Raw genomic sequence first — 15,882 nt, forward strand, 5'->3', positions numbered from 1 at the left:
AACGTGCGGCGGCCTCGCTCCGCGGATCACCGGTCGAGTCGCTCGTACAGCAGGCGCTCGCCGACGCTCCCCGAGCGCCAGACGTCGTTGCAGGCCTCGGCCATGGCGGGCAGGTTCTCGACGACGCTCGCGAAGACGTTGCCGGGCACCCACCCCACGTCGCCGTTCAGGAGCAGGTTGTTGCGCCCGTAGAACAGGGCCAGGTCGATGACGCCCGGCAGGTGGTCGATGTTCTTGTCCTCCTTGAACGTGCGGTCGAGCATGCCGCCGTCGAAGGAGAAGTAGACGATGTCGCCGGGGATCGGGGTGACGGTCGGGTTCTCCTGACCGGGTTCGGTCTCCGCGAAGCGCGGGACCATCGTGTACACCTCGTTGCGTGCGTACTTGGCGTGCTGCACTGCGTCGCCCTGGGGCAGTGCGTTCCACACGGCATCGCAGGTGCGAGGGGCGTCCTTGTCCAGCAGTTCGGCGACGCAGGAGACGCCGCGCTCGGCAAGGGTGATCCTCATGTATCGGGGCAACGTGCTCGTCCCTTCGGATCGTGCTGATTGCGGTGTTCGCGCTGGTGGGGACGGGTTCCGATCCATATCCGCGTACGGATTGTCAACAATCTTACGATTGGCGCCCGGGGTGCGGCAATAGAAGCTCCCGGGCACGGGTAGGGCCTCCGGCAAGAGCGGGGTCGAGGAGCCCGGTTTCCCCAGGAAAAGCCGCTTTGTGGATTGTTGACAATCCATGTGCGGCTCCCTAGCGTTCATCGTGCAGGGCGAACCCGGCCCCACCCGCAGGCCGTATCAGTCGCAATCGGAGTGCACGCCCGTGAACAGTTCCGCCCCGACCGCCCCCGACCGTCCCCGCCTGCTGGTCCTCACCGGTGGGGAACGCCCGCCCGGGCACGAACGCATCGACGACGACCCCCGCCTGGGCGAGGTCGTCTACACGACGGCCGACGGCCTCGACGCCGAGCTCCCGGGGTCGCACGCGCTCCTGGTCTGGGACCTGTTCTCCGAGGCCCTGGCGTCCTCCTTCGCCAAGGCCGACACCCTGCAGTGGGTGCACGCCGCCACCACCGGCGTCGACAACCTCATGTTCCCCGCGCTCGTGGACAGCGACGTCGTGGTGACCAACTCCCGCGGCATCTTCGACGAGCCCATCGCCGAGTACGTGCTCGGCCAGGTCATCGCCTTCGCGAAGGGCTTCTACCGCACCTGGGACCTCCAGCACGAGCGCCTGTGGAAGCACCGCGAGACCGAGCGTGTGAGCGGCAAGCGTGTCCTGGTCGTGGGCACCGGGCCCATCGGCCGCCAGATCGGACGCAAGCTCGCCGCCGTCGGCATGGACGTGCACGCCTCCGGCAGCCACGCGCGCGAGGGCGACCCCGACTTCGGCACCGTGGTCGAGTCCAGCCTCGACGAGCGCGGCCACGACGGCGGGGCGACCCTGTTCCGCGAACTCCCCGAGGCCGACTACGTCGTCATCGCCGCACCGCTCACCGAGTCCACCCGCGGCCTCGTCGACCGGCGCTTCCTCGACCTCATGAAACCCACCGCGCGCCTGATCAACGTGGCGCGCGGCCCCATCGTCGTCCAGAGCGACCTCGTGGCCGCGCTCGAGCGCGGCGCCATCGCCGGTTCCGCCCTGGACGTGTTCGAACGCGAGCCCCTCAAGGCGATCCACCCGCTGTGGGGACTGCCGGGCTCCGTCGTCTCGCCGCACATGTCCGGTGACGTGGTCGGCTGGCGCGACGAACTGGTCGACCTGTTCCTGGACAACCTCGCCCGCTACCTGGACGGGCGCGAACTGCTCCACGTCGTCGACAAGGGCCGGGGATACGTCCCCGGCTGACCTGCGAACCGCGGTGTGACACTGGGAGGCTGAAGTGACGATCCGTTCCGACCGGGCCGGGACCGAGAGTGCGGGCGTCGGCACGGCCGACGGCGCCGTGGGCCGGACGGGTGTTCCCCGGGCACGCGAGGGGTACGGCGGTGCGCCGGCCGACCTGTCCGCCGAGCAGCTCCTGCACGGCTACGCGACCGGGGAGCTCTCCCCGGTGGAGGCCGCGGAGTCCGTTCTCGAACGCATCGAGCAGGACAACCCGGCCCTCAACGCCTTCTGCCTGGTGCGTCCCGAGGAGGCCCTCGAGGCGGCCCGCGCCTCCGCCGAACGCTGGCGGCGCGGCGCCCCCGAGGGTCTGCTCGACGGTGTCCCGGCCTCGATCAAGGACATCCACCTGACCAAGGGCTGGCCCACCCTGAAGGGGTCGCTCAACACACCGCAGGACTGCCCGTGGGAGGAGGACTCCCCGGTCACGGCGCGCCTGCGCGAGCAGGGGGCGGTCCTGGTCGGCAAGACCACGACCCCCGAGCTCGCCTGGAAGGGTGTCACCGACAGCCCGCTGTACGGCATCACCCGCAACCCGTGGGACCTGTCGACCACGCCGGGCGGTTCCAGCGGGGGAGCGGCGGCCGCGGTCGCCGCCGGCATGGCCCCCCTGGCCACCGGAACCGACGGCGGCGGGTCCATCCGGATCCCCGCGAGCTTCACCGGGGTGTGCGGCATCAAGCCCACGTGGGGCCTGGTGCCGCACTACCCGGCCAGCCCGTTCGGTTCGCTCGCGCACACCGGCCCCATGACCCGCACCGTCGGCGACCTCGCGCTCATGCTCGAGGTCGTCTCCGGGTTCGACCCGCGCGACTGGATGGCCATGCCGACGCCGGCCCCCGGGCTGGGCGACGTGCGGCTGCACCACGACCCCGAGGCCCTGGTGCGGGGGATGCGCATCGCCTACAGCCCCACGCTCGGCGGCCAGGAGGTCGACCCGGAGGTGGCGCGTGTGGTGGCCGACGCGGCCACCGTCCTGGAGGCGCTGGGCGCGCACGTGGAGGAGGCCGACCCGGGCCTGCCCGAGTGCCGCCGCGACTTCGAGGTCCTGTGGAACAGCGGCGCCGCCAAGGCCACCGAGCACCTCGACGACCGGCAGCGGGAACTGCTCGACCCGGGGCTGCGCGAGGTCATCGAGGACGGCCTGGCCTTCTCCGCGCAGGACTACCTCACCGCTATGGCCACGCGCATGGACATGGGCAAGCGCATGGGCCTGTTCCACACCACCTACGACCTGCTGCTCACCCCGGCGATGCCGATGACCGCCTTCGAGGCCGGGCAGGAGTCCCCGCCGCGGCTGGCCGGGCAGCGGTGGACCTCCTGGGCGGGTTTCAGTTACCCGTTCAACATGACCCAGCAGCCGGCGGCGAGCGTGCCGTGCGGGTTCAGCGAGGGCGGACTGCCGATCGGGCTCCAGGTCGTGGGTCCCCGGCACTCCGACGCCCGGGTCCTGGCGGCCTGCCGCGCCTTCGAGCTGGCCCGCCCGTGGGCCGACCGGCGCCCCTGACACCGGAGCTCCGCACATCGGGCCGTGACCGCTCGAGGTCACGGCCTGATCACGTTCCTGGCGGGGTCGAAGCGGGGCATTTCCGCAGTTCCACGCGCGAATTGCCCGTATCCGGGACTTTCGGCCGAGGTCCCCGGACCCTTCGGGCCCGCACGCCGGCCGCGCCACGTATTACCGTTCTTCTGGGCGCAGTGTGCGCCTCGCGCAGACCCCGGGGTAAGGATGGACCGATGACGGGCGGTGTGACCGACAGCGCTGGGAAGCAGATCAGGGTCTTCCTCGTGGACGACCACGAGGTCGTGCGCCGGGGTGTGGCGGCCCTGTTGGAGACCGAGGACGACATGACGGTCGTCGGTGAGGCCGGGACCGCCGAACAGGCGCTGTCCCGCATTCCCGTCGTGCTCCCCGACGTGGCCGTCCTCGACGTGCGCCTTCCCGGCGGGTCCGGTGTGCAGGTCTGCCGCGACATCCGGTCCGGCCACCCCGAGATCGCCTGCCTCATGCTCACCTCGTTCGCCGACGAGGACGCCCTCTACGACGCCGTCATGGCCGGCGCCGCCGGTTACGTGCTCAAGCAGATCCACGGGGCCGACCTGGTCGGGGCGGTGCGCACCGTCGCCGCCGGGGGTTCGCTGTTGGACTCCGGCAGCACCGGGGCGATGATGGAGCGCCTGCGCGGCGGGCAGTCCGAGCCCGACCCGCTGGCCGAGCTCACCCCGCAGGAGCGGCAGATCCTCGACCTCATCGGCGAGGGCATGACCAACCGCCAGATCGGCGAGCGCCTGTACCTGGCGGAGAAGACCGTGAAGAACTACGTGTCGGCGCTGCTGTCCAAGCTCGACCTCAAGCGCCGCACCCAGGCCGCCGTGCTCGTCGCCGAGCTGCGCGGCCGCCGCTACTGAGGGGTCAGAAACCCTCGGTGTGGTCGCCGGCGTCGTCGGGGATCGGCACACGCCACACCAGGATCGTGCCGCCCTGTTCCCCGCGCCCGGCGGCGAAGTCCCCGCCCAACGAACGTGCGCGGTCCTCGAGGTTGCGCAGCCCGCTGCGGCGACCGCCCTCGCTCAGTCCGATGCCGTCGTCGGTGACGGTGAGGGTCAGCCCGGTACGCCGCCCGGGTTCGGCGGAGCTCTCCGCGTTCACCGACACGTGCACCTCGGTGGCGCGTGCGTGCCGGGCCACGTTGGTGAGGCTCTCGCCCAGCACCGCGAGCAGCTGTTCGCCGATCTCGTCGGGCACCGAGGCGTCGATCGGCCCGTCCAGGCTCACCCCGGGGTGGCAGCCCAGGCCGTGCGCGGAGTTCTCGGACAGTTCGAGGATGCGCCCGCGCAGCGAGGTGTCCTTGCGGTGCGGCGGGTTCTGGAGCGCGAAGATGGTCGACCGGATCTCGCGGATCGTGCCGTCCAGCTCGTCTATGGTGCGCTGCACCCTCTCCTCCGCCTCCGGCGAGGTGATGAGGCGCAACGTGCTCATGAGGGTCATAGCCGAGGCGAACAGCCGCTGGATCACCACGTCGTGGAGGTCCTTGGCGATGCGGTCGCGCTCCTCCAGCACCACGAGGCGCTCGGTGTCGCGGCGTGCCTCCGCCAGCTCCAGGGCCACGCCGGCCTGCACGGAGAAGGAGTGCAGCATCCGCCGGGTCGTGGACGTGAAGGGCGCACGTTCGGCGATCTTGCCGAGCAGCAGCACACCGCGGGTGTTGCCGGGGGTGCCGAGCGGTACCAGCAGCCCGGGGCCGTAACCCCGGTGGGTGAGCATCGGGCACTCGGCCTCGCGCAGGTCGGGCACGATGCGCGGTTCGCCGTTCTCGTACACCCACCCGCACTGGGTGCGGGCGATCTCCACGGGGGTCCCGAGGATCTCCTGCGCGACGGGGCCGTCGGCGATCTCGGCGAACAGGTGCCCGCGTGCGTGGCGGTCCGGGAGCAGGACGACGGCGGTGTCGGCGCCGCCGATCTCCCGGCTCTGCTCCGCCATGTAACCGAGGACCTGGTTGGTGTCGGCGCCCGACAGCAGACGGGTGGTGATCTCGGTGGAGGCGCCCAGCCAGCGTTCCCGCAGCCGGGTCTCCTCGTACAGGCGGGCGTTCTCGATCGCCACACCCGCGGCGGTGGCCAGGGCGGTGACGATCGACTCGTCCTCGGCGCAGAACTCCTCGCCGTCGATCTTGTCGCAGAGGTAGAGGTTGCCGAAGACCTCGTCGCGGACTTGGATGGGCACCCCGAGGAAACTGACCATCTGCGGGTGCCCGGCCGGGAACCCGCCGAAGTCGGGGTGTTCGCGCAGGTCGGCCAGGCGCAGCGGTGCCCGGTCGTGCAGGGGCCTGCCGAGGATCCCGTTGCCCTGGGGGAACCGGTTGATGAGCTCGGCCTGCCCGTCGGACATCCCCACGGGGATGAACTCGCTGAACCCGCCGTCCTCGTCGAGCACGCCCAGGCCGGCGTAGCGCGCACCGGTGAGGCCGGCGGCGGCCTCGGTGAGGCGGCGCAGGACGGTGGCGAGGTCGAGATCGGCGCCGATGGTCAGGACGGCCTGGAGCAGGGAGTGGACGCGCCCCTCGGGGGTGATGCCGGTGTTCAGGTGCGAGCGGACCCCGGTGAGCAGGTCGCCCAGATCGGTGGAGGGGCGGGAGCCGGTGGGGCCGGGGTGGCTCCCGGGGAGTTCGGTCATGTGTCGGTCAACCTCCGCAGAGCCGGTGGCCGAGGCGTCGGAGCACGAGTCTACGCCGAGCGCCGGAGCCGTGCCCCCGGATCGACGGGTACGGACCTGCGTCGGCGATGGTTGCGGCGGGTCCGCCGGGGCAGGGGCCCGGGGCCGAATTCCCGGAAAACCGCCTCCGGCCACTGAGCGACCGTGTTAGCGTCACCGTGAACCGACCGCAGAGAGTCACTTTTCTCTCGCTCAATGTGAAGGACGTTCCCCGGTGATCGGACACCACGGCAGCCACGGCGCACCCCGCGCCCGCGCCGCCGTGCCCTCCGACCCGGCCCGGCGTTGGCTGGTGCTCGCCGGCCTGTTCCTGGGCGCCCTGGCCGCCGTGTGGCTGGCCGCTGCACCCGCCCAGGCCGAGGAGCGCACCACACCCGCCTCCGACGTCCTCTCCGGCGTCGGCGAGGGCCTCGGACACGAGGACGCGCTCGGCGTGAGCGGTCTGCACGAGCCCCTCACCGGGGCCGTCACCGACGCGGGTGACCGTGCCGCCCAGGTCGTGGAGGAGACCTCCGGTCACCTGCCCGCCGACGTGGCCGAACCGGAGGTCCCCGACCTCGGCGAGGTCACCCGGAGTGTGCACGACGACGTCCACACCGCGGTCGAACCCGTGACCGAGCCCGAGCCCGAGGCCGCACCCGCGGTCGAGGAAGGGACCGAGGAGCAGGGTTCCGGACACGATGAGGGCGAGAGCGACCGGCCCCGCGACGCCGCGCCCGCCGAACGGCCCTCCCCGGTCGAGGAGACCGTCACCGACGGCCCCTCCGCCCCGGCCGACGCCGTCGCCGCACCCGTCGACGAGGGCCCCGGAACAGGCGACGCAGCGCCCGCCGACGCCTCCGGGAGCGGCGGCAGCGCCCTGCCCGCCACGGCGGCGGCCTCGGCCGCACCCGTGCACGCAGCCGTCGCCGGTTACCTCTCGGCGCTCGGCGCCCCCGCACCCGCCCCGGGCGAGCTCCAGGCCGCCCGGCACGTGCTGCGTTCCGTGCCCGCCGCACCCGCGGACGAGGCCACCTTCTCGCCCGACTAGGGCGCCTTCCCTCCTGCGCCCCGCCGCGCCCTCCGAGCGCGCCGCGCAGTCCTTCTCACGCACCGTTCCCAGCCCCGGGCCGCCGCGCCCGCACGCTCTCTGGGAACCGTCGTGAGCTCCGCCGAAACACACCGACGGGGTTCACGTCGGTCCGGGTGCACCGACCAGGACCGAAGGCACAGAAGCACGGCAATGACCCTTTCGGAAGGACCCCTGATGCTCCACACCGCTCGAACCCTGCTGCTCACCGCCGGTACCGCGGGCTTCGTCGCCCTCGGGGCGGGCGTCGCCGGCGCCGAGACCCTCGACGGCCTGCCCCTGGAGGAGCTGCCCCTCGACAGCGTGGTCGACGTCCAGCCCGGCGAGCTCTCCGCCGACCCCGAGGTGCAGCCGCAGTCCGGTGGCGCCGGCACCGGCCCTGTACTCGAGAACGTCAACGCCGACGCCCCCGTGGACGCCGGGACCGAGAACACCACCGCCCTCGGCCCGCTGGACCTCGACGAGGAGACCCTGCCGCTGTCCGGCACCTTCGACCCCGACCAGGGCCTGAACCGGGTGATGCCGGTCAGCGCCGAGGACACGGTGCCGCTGGTCGCTGAGCGCGATGTCACCCAGGGCCTCGGCGACGTGCTGTCGGGCGCGGAGGACACGGTGCCGCTGGCCGACGGCGACGACGCGGGGACGGTCGAGCAGGTCACCGACGTCGCCTCCGACACCGCCTCCGAGGTCGGCGGCATGGTCGGGGTCCACGAGGTGCAGCCCCACCTGGTCGAGCTCGACGACCCGGTCCGCGACTTCGGCGAGAGCGTGCCGATGAGCGACGGCGAGAGCCCCGTCAGCCTCGACACCGGTGAGAACGCCGACCTGACCGGCGGGGTCGCCGACCTCGTCGGCGTCGAGGACACCCTGCCGATGTCCGACGAGGTGCAGACCAACGAGGACCTCGTCGGGCTCGAGGGCCTGCCCGAGCTGGGCGAGCCCGAGCTGGGCACCGAGGCGCTGCCCATGTCCGGCCTGGATGACGTGACCGGCGCCGAGGTCAACACCGACCCCGTCACCGACATGCTCCCGGGCGACCTGGTCTGAACCTTCCCGGAACGTGCGCCCGCAGGTCGTGGCGGGCGCACAGCGTCTGGGCGGCGCGCGGGACCCGCCGCCGAGGTGGCACCGGTCGAACTGTGGGGGTTCCCGGTGCGGACGACGGCGGACGAGACGGTCCCCGCCGCCCGGACGTGACGCGGGGGCGGACCCGGTGCGGGCCCGCCCCCGTTGCCGTGTCCGCCCCTCAGTCGTCCTCGGTGCCGAGACCGAGGCCGTCCGCGCAGGGGTCGGAGGTGGCGTCGCGCCCCTCGCCCGGCCGCGCGGACGGCGACGGCGACTCCGAGGGCTCGTCCTCGGTCTGCGGGAGGCCGGCCTCGGTGGGTTCGGCGCCCGGGGGCTCGTTCGGGGCCTGGGTGTCGTCGGCGGCCATGAGCTCCGGCAGCGGTTCACCGTCGCGGACCGCGTTGAAGAGCTTCTCGGCCTCCTCCTCGTTCCACACGATCCGGTCGGGGTCGTGCGGCGCCTGGAACCAGGGCACGGTGTGGAACTCGATGTCCGACAGGTCGGCGTCGGCGAGCGTGAACGCGAGCGAGACCATGCGGTCCAGGCTGAGGTCCTGGTCGGTGGCGCTGTGCTGGGCGACGGCCTCGGCGATGCCGTTCATCTTCCGCGGGCTCGTGAGGACCTCGCTGCTGACCACCTGGTTGGCCAGCGCGGCCATGAACATCTGCTGCCGGTCGATGCGTCCGATGTCGCCGCCGTCGCCGATCTCGTAGCGCGCACGTACGAAGGACAGTGCGGTCTCCCCGTCCAGCACCTGGTCGCCGGCGTCGAGCTCCAGGTCGGAGCGGTCGTCCTCCATCGGCTCGGGGATGCACATCTCCACCCCGCCGATGGCGTCGACGACGTCGCGGAAGCTCGCGAAGCTCAGGTGCACGAAGTGGTCGATGCGGATGTCGGTCAGCGACTCGATCGTGTGCACCACACACGGAGGACCGCCGTGGTAGAGCGCCGCGTTGATCATGCCGTAGTGGGGGTGCGTGCCGTCGGTCTCGCCGTAGGGTTCGCAGCCCGGGAGCTCGACCAGGGAGTCGCGGGGGAAGCTCACCACGGACGCACGGTCGTCGGGGGAGATGTGCGCGAGCATCAGGGAGTCGGAGCGCTCGCCCTCGAACTCCTGCGTGTAGGCGGGACTGTCCTCCTCGTACCCGTCGGAGCCGATGAAGAGCACGTTGACCGCGTCGTCGATGGCGTCCGGGCGGTCCTCCTCGACCAGAACCGACTCGATGTCGTGCTGGTCCATGTCGGACCGGAGCGAGTGGTAGTAGGCGTAGGCGCCGCCGACCAGGGCGACCATCACCAGGGCGAGCGAGGCGGCGGACCACAGGAGGGCCTTGCGCCACCGGCGCGGCCGCACCGGTTTCGCTGCCGGGGCCGCCTCCGCGGCCTTCTGCCCGGGGGAGTCGACGTCGGGTTCGGGCTCCTCGGGCTCCGCCTCGTCGAACGCGAGGTCGGCCTCGACCTGTTCGATGCCGGGCTGTTCGGCGTCGTCCGCGGGGCCGTCGGTACTGGTCTCTTCCGTGCCGGTGTCCTCGGTGCCGGTCTCCTCCGGCTCCTCGTCCTTCCCGTCCGCACCAGTGCCCTCAGTGGTCACTTCATTTCCCTCCGTATCCGAAGCAGGTGTGGGGACGCCTCCGGGTTCGGCAGGGGAGGAGGGGGAGCGGTCGTCGTCCGGACCGGGTCCGTTTTTGTTGTCGTCGTCAGCGGCCATCGTGCAATCTCGGTGGTCCCGGGCGACGGGGCGGGCCGAGGACCGCGTCGTCGCCCGGCAAGGGTCAGTGGTCCGTGTGCGGAGTGGAGCGGGGGGCGGGGGGTGCGGGCGACCAGGTCCGGTGCAGAGGATGGGGACACGGGGCCAGGACGGGGATGCCGACACCCACGCGTGGCGATCCTAGGTGAAGTTGTCTCCGGTGGCGTGCTCGGGTTGTCCGCGAGCGGGAGTACTGACCGCAATTGCGCCGCACAATTCCTTCGCAGGTCGGGCGCCTTCTGGCGCTCCCGAGCCCGACTTTCTCATCCTTGTGCGGACGAAGGCCGGTGTGACCCGCCGAAATCACCAGGACGGGCACACCGGCAGTGTCTTCGGGCAGAAGCGACCCTGTTCGGCCAGGTGTCGTCTACTCGTCGTCGTCCCAGAAGGCGCTGTTCTCCTTCTCCTTCTTCTGCGCCTTGTCGGTCTCGGTCTCGGGGATCTTGGTCGCGGTCTTGGCCGAAGCCTTCGCAGCGGGCTTCGGGGCCGGCTTGGCGGCGGTCTTGCGGCGGGCCGTGCCACCGCTCGATCCGCCCTTGCCGCCGGTGTGGCGGGGGCGTTCGGTGACCGCGGTCTTGGTGATGGGCTCGCTCGGGGCGGTTGCCTCGCCCGACCGCATGCGCAGTGCTTCCTCCTCGACGGAGAGCATCGTGCGGACGTTGGAGGGCACCTCGGGCAGGCGCTCCGAACGCAGGTGCGCGCCGAGCACCTCCAGCGCGTGGTCGCACAGCAGGCGGCGGGCGCGTTCGGCGTTGACCCCGCTGAGCTCCTCCAGCTCCGGCAGCGAGCGTTCGCGCAGGAGCCGGATGAGGTCGCGGAGCCGGTCGCGGGTCTTACGGTCGGTCATCGCCATGACCGTCATCTCCGCCTCGCCGAGGAAGTTGTCACCAGGGCTGTCGGAGTCGCGCTCGGAGATGAAGGCGCTCATCAGGCTCCGTGCCGAAGTGCGGGAGGCGGACCTGGTGTCGGTGCGCCGGGTCAGGCGTGCCTGGAACGCGGTGACGGCCACGCTGGTGACCAGTGCGATCCCGGCACCCACGAGCAGAGCGGTGAGAACTTCGGTGTCGAGCACGAGGGGACCTTTCCGGGCGGGGGCCGCGCGGTTCAGGCGTGGGGAACATCGAGGGGGCCGCGCGGTGATCGGTGACTATTCGCCACTTCGGTGAGGGTTGTCAAGTGTTCCTACCCGGCGAGGAATGCGTTGACCGCTTCCGGTGAGAGGATCTCCTCGGCCACCATCGCAGCGCATCCGCGCACGCCGGCCTCGTCCCACAGCGAGCTCGACACGACCCGCAGCTGCCGGGTCGCCAGGGCGGTGCACTGCGAGAAGATCACCTCGCGCACGCCGGCCACGAGGTGGTCGTAGGCCTCCGACAGGTCCCCGCCCAGCACGATGGTGTCGGGGTTGAGGAGGTTGACCGCGCCGGCCAGGGCCTCGCCCAGGCGCCGCCCTGCCCCGCGCACGAGGGTGACCGCGACCGGGTCGCCGTCCAGTGCCAGGGACACCAGTTCCTTGAGCCCGTCGACGTCCCTGCCCTGCTCCGCGGCGGCGTTGAGCAGCGCGCGCCCGCCCGCGACGGCCTCCAGGCAGTCGGTGTTGCCGCAGCGGCACGGCAGCCCGCCGCTGTCGCGCACGGGGATGTGGCCGAGTTCCCCGGCGGCGCCCAGCGACCCGCGCAGCAACCTGCCGCCGGAGACCAGCCCTGCTCCTATGCCCGTGGAGGCCTTGACGAAGACCATGTCGTCCGGGCGGCCGTGGCCCCCGCACAGGTGCTCGCCGACCGCCATCACGTTGACGTCGTTGTCGACGGTCACGGGGACGGGCGCGGGCAGGTGCTCGGCGATGAGCGGTCCGAGCGCGACCCCCGCCCACGGGCCGAGGAAGGGGCGGTAGGCGGCGCGTCCGGTGTGGTACTCGACGGTCCCGGGGAGCCCGATGCCGACGCCGCGCACGGAACCGGTGTCCCTGCCCAGTGAGGCGAGCTGTTCGCGCCAGGTCTCCAGGAGCCACGGCACGGTGGTCTCCGGGCCGCCCTCGAGGTCGGGGGAGCCGGGCGTGCGCACGAGCACCGCGCCGTTGAGGTCGCACACGGCGGCCTGGCTGCGGGCCATGCCGAGGGCACTGGTGAGGATCAGCCCCGAGGAGGCGTCGAACTCCAGGAGCGTGGGCGGGCGGCCGCCGCCGGAGGGGGCACCGTTGCGTTCGACGACGAGCCCGCCGCCGACGAGCTCGGCCACGCGCAGCGCCACGGAGGGGCGCGAGAGGCCGGTGGTGCGGGCGATCTCCGAGCGGTTGGTGGCCGTGCCGGTGCGGATGAGCTCCAGGATGTGGCCGCTCGTGGCGGTCGAAGACAGGCGTCCCGGGGTTCTGGGCATGCCACATTGAACCATCCGTGGCCTTGGCACACCCAGGCGCGAGAAACGGTGCGCGGTTATGTAAATAATTGTTCAGAAGTGTGCTTGGTTTTTGTTCATACTCCGGCCTATGGTCGGAAGAGGGTCAGTCGACCTGGAACGACCCCCTTCTCCCGCGCACCCCCCCACCGCGCCTCTCCCCGACGGAAGAACCGACATGCCTCAGCCACCCGCGTCCGGACCCACCGACCTCGTGGTCTTCGGCGGCACCGGTGACCTGGCCATGCGCAAGCTCCTGCCGTCACTGCACCTGCTCGACCGCGACGGCCGCCTCGACCCCGGGACCCGCGTCGTCGCCGTGTCCCGCGACGGCCTCACCGCCGCCGACCTGCGCGACAAGGCCGCAGCCGCGATCCGTGGACACCACGAGGTCAACGACCCCGACGTCCTGCGCCGTTTCCTCGACCGCCTCGCCCACGTCACCGTCGACGTCGGCGGCGACCCCCGCGGCTGGAACGACCTCGCCGACGCGCTCACGCCCGGCCGCGACCGTGTCTTCCACCTCGCCGTCCCGCCCATGCTCTCCGGTGCCATCTGCCGCGGTCTGCGCGACGCCGGACTGGCCGTGCCCGGCTCCCGCGTCGTGCTCGAGAAGCCCCTGGGCCGCGATCTCGCCTCCGCGCGCGAGGTCAACGCCGAGGTCGCCGAGGTCTTCCCGGAGGCCGACACCTACCGGATCGACCACTACCTGGGGAAGGAGACGGTGCAGAACCTGCTCGTGCTGCGGTTCGCCAACGTCATCCTCGAACCCCTGTGGAACTCGCGCTGGATCGACCACGTGCAGATCACCGCCGCCGAGTCGGTCGGTGTGGGCGGCCGGCGCGGTTATTACGACACCTCCGGCGCCATGCGCGACATGGTGCAGAACCACCTGCTCCAGCTCCTGTGCCTGACCGCGATGGAGCCGCCGTCCAGCTACGACCGCGACTCAGTACGCGACGAGAAACTCAAGGTCCTGCAGGCGCTCACGCCGCTCACCGGCGACCGCGTGCACGAGGACACCGTGCGCGGACAGTACGGTCCCGGCAGCGTCGGCGGCGAGGAGGTCGTCGGCTACCTGGACGAGGCCGGCGGACCCGCCACCGGCGACACCGAGACCTTCGTGGCCCTGCGTGCCGAGGTCGCCAACTGGCGCTGGGCCGGCGTGCCCTTCTACCTGCGTACCGGCAAGCGCATGGAACAGGCGCGCTCGGAGATCGTCGTGCGGTTCCGGGAGGTGCCGCACACCATCTTCCCCGGCGCCGACGGCCTCCCCGGGCCCGGACACCTCGTCATCCGCCTCCAGCCCGACGAGGGCATCCACCTGACCATGACGGCCAAGGAACCCGGCCCCGGAGCCCCGCGGCTGCGCCCGGTGCCGCTGAAGCTCAGCTTCGCCGACACCTTCGACACCCGCTCGCCCGAGGCCTACGAGCGGCTGCTGGCCGACGTCCTGGCCGGCGACCCCACCCTGTTCGTGCGCCGCGACGAGGTCGAGGCGGCCTGGCGCTGGGTGGACCCCGTGATCGCCGCGTGGACCGACCACCACACCTCCCCCGAGATCTACCCGGCCGGGAGCGCCGGCCCCGCAGGCGCCCACCGGCTCATCGGCCGCAACGGCCGGACCTGGTACGAACAGGAGCAGACACGATGACCGCGCACGTCGAAGTCCATCCCGTCGTCGCAGAGGTGACCCGCCGCCTCGCCGAACGCAGCGCCGACAGCCGCGCCGCCTACCTGGAGCGCATCCGGGCCGCCGCGAGCGAGGGCCCGGCCCGCAGCTCCCTCGGATGCGCCAATCTCGCGCACGGGTTCGCCGCGTGCGGCGTCTCGGACAAGCTCAAGCTCTCGGGCGAGGTGACCCCGAACCTGGCGATCGTGTCGGCCTACAACGACATGCTCTCCGCGCACCAGCCGCTCAAGGACTACCCGGACCTCATCAAGTCGGCGGTCTCCGAGGCCGGCGGCGTCGCCCAGTTCGCCGGCGGTGTCCCCGCCATGTGCGACGGCATCACGCAGGGGCGGGCCGGCATGGAACTGTCGCTGTTCAGCCGCGACGTCATCGCGATGTCCTCGGCCGTGGCGCTGTCCCACGACATGTTCGACGGCGCCCTCATGCTCGGCGTGTGCGACAAGATCGTCCCTGGCCTGCTCATCGGCGCCCTGTCCTTCGGCCACCTGCCCGTGGCCTTCGTCCCGGCCGGCCCGATGCCCTCCGGCCTGCCCAACCGCGACAAGGCCAAGGTGCGGCAGCAGCACGCCGAGGGCCAGGTGGGCCGCCGCGAGCTGCTGCAGGCCGAGTCCTCCGCCTACCACGCGCCCGGGACCTGCACCTTCTACGGCACCGCGAACTCCAACCAGATGCTCATGGAGGTCATGGGTCTGCACCTGGCCGGCGCGAGCTTCGAGCCCCCGGGCACCCCGCTGCGCGAGGCCCTGACCGCTGAGGCCGGGCGCCGCGTGCTGGGACACACCGCCGTGAGCGGGCACCACGTCCCGGTCGGTGAGCAGATCGACGAGCGTGCGGTCGTCAACGCCGTCGTCGCGCTCCTGGCCACCGGCGGGTCCAGCAACCACACGCTGCACCTGGTCGCGATGGCGCGCGCCGCCGGCATCGAGCTCACCTGGGACGACTTCGCCGCGCTGTCGGACGTCGTGCCGCTGCTGACGCGCATGTACCCCAACGGCGCCGCGGACGTGAACCAGTTCCACCAGGCCGGCGGCATGGCCCACCTCATCGGTTCCCTGATCGACGCCGGGCTGCTGCACGAGGACGTCGACACCGTCATGGGCCGCGGGCTCTCCCAGTACCGCAAGGTCCCGCAGCTGACCGATGACGGATCGCTGACCTGGGTGGACGGCCCGGTCGAGAGCGGTGACAAGGACGTGCTGCGCGGTGCGGAGGACCCCTTCGCCCCCGACGGCGGCCTGCGCATGCTCGAGGGCAACCTCGGGCGCGCGGTCATCAAGGTCTCCGCGGTCGCCTCCGAACGCCACGTCGTGGAGGCGCCCGCGCGGGTCTTCGACGACCAGGCGCAGTTGCAGGAGGCCTTCGCCGCGGGTGAGCTGACCGGCGACCTCGTGGCCGTGGTCCGGTTCCAGGGCCCCAGCGCCAACGGCATGCCGGAGCTGCACAAGCTGACCCCGTCGCTCGGCGTGCTCCAGGACCGGGGCCAGAAGGTCGCCCTGGTCACCGACGGCCGGATGTCGGGCGCCTCGGGCAAGGTGCCCGCCGCCATCCACGTCTCGCCGGAGGCCGCCCACGACGGCCCGCTGGCGTACATCCGCGACGGCGACCCGGTCCGACTGGACGCGTCGCAGGGCACACTGGACGTGCTCGCCGATCTCTCCGGCCGGGAGGCGGCCCGCCCGAGTGTGGACTCCTCCGCAGGCACCGGACGGGAACTGTTCGCGGCCATGCGCGGAGCGGTCGGCCCGGCCGAGACCGGCGCCGGGGTCCTGTGACCCGGGTCCGCACACACCTCCATCCACCTCGTTTCCACGGGAGAG

Annotated in this window: 12 protein-coding genes; 7 read left to right on the forward strand and 5 right to left on the reverse strand. The window is 72.0% G+C overall.

Going from position 1 to position 15,882, the window contains the following annotated elements:
- Positions 1-26 precede the first annotated feature (26 nt).
- Positions 27-509: a DUF3830 family protein gene (locus IDM40_RS05905; RefSeq protein WP_193120884.1), complete on the reverse strand. Its 483-nt coding sequence runs from the start codon at positions 507-509 to the stop codon at positions 27-29.
- A gap of 310 nt (positions 510-819) precedes the next feature.
- Here IDM40_RS05905 and IDM40_RS05910 point away from each other — a divergent pair, with 310 nt between their 5' ends.
- From IDM40_RS05910 to IDM40_RS05920, 3 genes are all read left to right on the forward strand, one after another.
- Positions 820-1,845, forward strand: coding sequence for a D-2-hydroxyacid dehydrogenase (locus tag IDM40_RS05910; protein ID WP_193120885.1), 1,026 nt, complete (start codon positions 820-822; stop codon positions 1,843-1,845).
- A 34-nt stretch (positions 1,846-1,879) separates the two neighbouring features.
- On the forward strand, positions 1,880-3,388 hold the full coding sequence (locus IDM40_RS05915) for an amidase (protein ID WP_193120886.1): 1,509 nt from the start codon (positions 1,880-1,882) through the stop codon (positions 3,386-3,388).
- Between the two features lie 230 nt (positions 3,389-3,618).
- A complete protein-coding gene (locus IDM40_RS05920) occupies positions 3,619-4,290 on the forward strand; it encodes a response regulator (RefSeq protein WP_193120887.1) in 672 nt (223 codons plus the stop codon).
- Positions 4,291-4,294: 4 nt separating this feature from the next.
- Here the strand turns inward: IDM40_RS05920 and IDM40_RS05925 are convergent, their stop codons facing one another.
- Positions 4,295-6,058 (reverse strand): sensor histidine kinase, encoded by a 1,764-nt coding sequence (locus IDM40_RS05925; protein WP_193120888.1) that lies wholly within the window; start codon positions 6,056-6,058, stop codon positions 4,295-4,297.
- A 253-nt stretch (positions 6,059-6,311) separates the two neighbouring features.
- On the opposite strand from IDM40_RS05925, the gene IDM40_RS05930 reads away from it, so the two are divergent.
- Entirely contained in the window at positions 6,312-7,127 is an 816-nt protein-coding gene (locus tag IDM40_RS05930) for a hypothetical protein (RefSeq protein WP_193120889.1), read from the forward strand.
- Between the two features lie 216 nt (positions 7,128-7,343).
- The gene (locus tag IDM40_RS05935; protein ID WP_235997359.1) at positions 7,344-8,213 is read left to right on the forward strand and encodes a hypothetical protein; all 870 of its coding nucleotides are present in this window, start codon (positions 7,344-7,346) and stop codon (positions 8,211-8,213) included.
- A 199-nt stretch (positions 8,214-8,412) separates the two neighbouring features.
- Here the strand turns inward: IDM40_RS05935 and IDM40_RS05940 are convergent, their stop codons facing one another.
- From IDM40_RS05940 to IDM40_RS05950, 3 genes are all read right to left on the reverse strand, one after another.
- The gene (locus IDM40_RS05940) at positions 8,413-9,822 is read right to left on the reverse strand and encodes an LCP family protein (RefSeq protein WP_407939933.1); all 1,410 of its coding nucleotides are present in this window, start codon (positions 9,820-9,822) and stop codon (positions 8,413-8,415) included.
- A 523-nt stretch (positions 9,823-10,345) separates the two neighbouring features.
- Positions 10,346-11,050: a hypothetical protein gene (locus IDM40_RS05945; RefSeq protein WP_193120891.1), complete on the reverse strand. Its 705-nt coding sequence runs from the start codon at positions 11,048-11,050 to the stop codon at positions 10,346-10,348.
- Positions 11,051-11,160: 110 nt separating this feature from the next.
- A complete protein-coding gene (locus IDM40_RS05950; protein WP_193120892.1) occupies positions 11,161-12,354 on the reverse strand; it encodes an ROK family transcriptional regulator in 1,194 nt (397 codons plus the stop codon).
- A gap of 196 nt (positions 12,355-12,550) precedes the next feature.
- Between IDM40_RS05950 and zwf the strand changes: the two genes are divergently transcribed.
- Positions 12,551-14,026, forward strand: coding sequence for a glucose-6-phosphate dehydrogenase (gene zwf / locus IDM40_RS05955; protein ID WP_193120893.1), 1,476 nt, complete (start codon positions 12,551-12,553; stop codon positions 14,024-14,026).
- A complete protein-coding gene (gene edd, locus IDM40_RS05960) occupies positions 14,023-15,837 on the forward strand; it encodes a phosphogluconate dehydratase (RefSeq protein ID WP_193120894.1) in 1,815 nt (604 codons plus the stop codon). The genes zwf and edd overlap by 4 nt, the downstream gene beginning before the upstream one ends.
- Positions 15,838-15,882 lie beyond the last annotated feature (45 nt).

The organism is Nocardiopsis coralli (assembly GCF_014892575.1).
Lineage (GTDB): Bacteria > Actinomycetota > Actinomycetes > Streptosporangiales > Streptosporangiaceae > Nocardiopsis > Nocardiopsis coralli.

Coding starts and splice junctions, on each gene's coding strand:
- IDM40_RS05905 (WP_193120884.1), bottom strand. CDS start 509: ATGAGGATCACCCTTGCCGAGCGCGGCGTCTCCTGCGTCGCCGAACTG.
- IDM40_RS05920 (WP_193120887.1), top strand. CDS start 3,619: ATGACGGGCGGTGTGACCGACAGCGCTGGGAAGCAGATCAGGGTCTTC.
- IDM40_RS05925 (WP_193120888.1), bottom strand. CDS start 6,058: ATGACCGAACTCCCCGGGAGCCACCCCGGCCCCACCGGCTCCCGCCCC.
- IDM40_RS05935 (WP_235997359.1), top strand. CDS start 7,344: ATGCTCCACACCGCTCGAACCCTGCTGCTCACCGCCGGTACCGCGGGC.
- IDM40_RS05950 (WP_193120892.1), bottom strand. CDS start 12,354: ATGCCCAGAACCCCGGGACGCCTGTCTTCGACCGCCACGAGCGGCCAC.
- zwf (WP_193120893.1), top strand. CDS start 12,551: ATGCCTCAGCCACCCGCGTCCGGACCCACCGACCTCGTGGTCTTCGGC.
- edd (WP_193120894.1), top strand. CDS start 14,023: ATGACCGCGCACGTCGAAGTCCATCCCGTCGTCGCAGAGGTGACCCGC.